This window comes from Tyzzerella sp. An114 (genome assembly GCF_002161055.1).
Classification (GTDB): Bacteria; Bacillota; Clostridia; order Lachnospirales; family Anaerotignaceae; genus Fimicola; species Fimicola cottocaccae.
The window spans coordinates 1-2502 of the sequence record NZ_NFLT01000047.1; the positions used below are offsets into that span (position 1 = coordinate 1).

At 23.5% G+C, this 2502-nt stretch carries 3 protein-coding genes; all 3 read right to left on the reverse strand.

Annotated elements, in window-relative coordinates; genetic code table 11:
* On the reverse strand, nucleotides 1-576 hold a 576-nt coding region (locus tag B5E58_RS13085; protein WP_143597284.1), incomplete at its 3' end, for a response regulator.
* Between the two features lie 259 nt (nucleotides 577-835).
* Nucleotides 836-1420 carry a sugar O-acetyltransferase gene (locus tag B5E58_RS13090; protein WP_088110081.1) on the reverse strand — a complete coding sequence of 195 codons (585 nt, stop codon included), beginning with the start codon at nucleotides 1418-1420 and terminating at the stop codon, nucleotides 836-838.
* Nucleotides 1421-1448: 28 nt separating this feature from the next.
* Nucleotides 1449-2459, reverse strand: a complete 1011-nt coding sequence (locus B5E58_RS13095; RefSeq protein ID WP_088110082.1) for a LacI family DNA-binding transcriptional regulator — start codon at nucleotides 2457-2459, stop codon at nucleotides 1449-1451.
* Between the last annotated feature and the right edge of the window lie 43 nt (nucleotides 2460-2502).

Sequence of the window (2502 nt, forward strand, 5' to 3'; positions counted from 1 at the left end):
ATTATGAATTTCTACAATAAAATTTTCTAAATTATCATAACTTTCAATATTTATATAATATTCAATCCAAGGAAAATCATATAATAATAATGTCTTTAAATCTTCCATAATATATTCAGTTTCTCCATAAAAATAAATATTTTTTATATTTTTTAAAATAGATTTTCTGTCAGAAATTATAAAATCATCATAAAAATCTATCAAACACTTATCATCTTTAATATAATTTTTAGATAATGTTTTAATAAGTCTTTTCATTGTATATTCAAAATAATCTAACTCAAAAGGAGTTATGATATAGTCAAATATTCCAAAATGTATATAGTCTTTCAAAACATTAAAATCTATTTCTTGACCTATTATTATAATTGGTATATTAAGATTTTTTCTTCTTATATACTTAATATATTCCAAATTATTATTATTGTTTAAATTTAAAAAAATAACATCTTTATCATGAAAAATATTATTTTTAATATTTTCTAAATTTAAACTTAATAAGGTTATATTTATGCCATAATCTAAAAAGTTAAAATCAAAATCTGTATCAGAAAATAATACACCATTAATTTTCATATTATTTCTCCTTTCAATTTAAAATTATATTTATTTTTATAAATAAAAAGGTGTTTTGCCCAATAATATATGACAAAACACCTTTGTTTTAGATTAATGATTAAATAATATGTGGATAACTATACTATATTATGTTTTTATTGTCAAGTTTTACTATATTCTATATATAAAACTAACTGCTGATACTCTAATATTTTTATATTGTTAAAACTCTTTAGTTATATTATCCAAACAAGTTATTTTATTTAAAAATCTATATTTATTTCCAATATTTTTTCTTGTCTTCCTCTGTTATTTTTCTCACAACTCTACAAGGATTTCCAACAGCTATAACACCTCTTGGAATATCTTTATTAACTACACTTCCTGCTCCTATTACACTTCCACTTCCTATTGTAACATTTGGCAATACTGTTACATTAGCACCAATCCAAACATTATCTTCAACTGTAATTGGATATGCATATTCTAATCCTTTATTTCTCTGTTCAACATCTAAAGGGTGTCCTGCTGTTGAAAATATACAATTAGGTGCAACAAAAACATTGTCTCCAAATGTAACCTTTCCACAATCTAATATAACAACATTGTGATTTGCAAAGAAATTTTCTCCTATATGAATATTATATCCATAATCACACCAAAAAGGTGCAACTATACAAAAATTCTCTTTTGTTGACCCAAAAAGTTCTCTTAAAATTTCATTTTGTTTTTCTGTTTCTGATGGACGAAGTTGATTAAAGTCATAACACATATTTTTTGCTTTAACTCTTTCTTTAAGTAAGTCAACATCATAATTAGCATCATACAACATTTGTTTGCTCATTTTCTCTTTTTCTGTCATAATTTATCGCCTTTCTTATAAAATAATATTATATTTTTTTTACTGAATCACGTTCTTTAATACTTACTGAAATATGTATATTTTTATTTTCAATATGTTTTTCTTCTATTATATTAATAAGCATTCTAACAGCCTTTTCCCCTTTTTCATTTATGTTCTGATTAATAGTTGTTAAAGCAGGACTACTTAAAGATGATAAATATACATCATCAAATCCTGTCACAGAAATATTTTCTGGTACACATATATTTCTTTTTTTTAAACCATTAATTACTTCAAAGGCTATATTATCAGATGAACATACCACAGCTGTACTGTTTTTATTTTTAATTTCATCAAAAAATTTTTCTTTATTTAAAGGGTCTATATAAACATGATTGTTAGTTGTATATTTAATTCCTATTTCTTTTAATGCTCTTTTAAAACCTTTAAGTCTTTCACCGTCAACTGTTTTTATAGGATTACCCTTTTTGTTGGTTTCATCAACAAATATAATATTCTTATGTCCTTTATCTATAAGATATTTTGTTATTATATATCCGCCTTCTTCATCATTTGTTCCTACATTGTAAAAATCATCATTTTTATAATATCCATCAATTACAACAACAGGCTTTTTTGATATTTTTCTTAAATTATTATATGTTTTTTCGTTTATACCAGCAAATATAAGACCATCTACACTCCATGTTGAAACAAGATTTTTTATCTCCTCTGGTTTATTTGAAGCATATAACATCATATAATATCCATTTTTTCTTATTTCATTTTCAATAACACCTAAAAGTTCTGCTGTAAAAGGGTCTTTAAGACTATTATCTTTAACATTCATGAAAGTACATATTACACCAATTATTTTTGAACGCTTTTCAGAAAGTATTCTGGCTCCCATACTTGGTACATAATTAAGTTCTGTTATTATTTTTTCTATTTTTTCAATAGTTTCTTTAGAAACCTTATTTCTTTTACCTTTTATAACATTTGAAACAGTAGCTGTACTTACTCCTGCTCTTTCTGCTATATCTTTTATAGTTGCCAAAATACCACCCTCTTTTATTTATTTATAAATATATAACAATAAA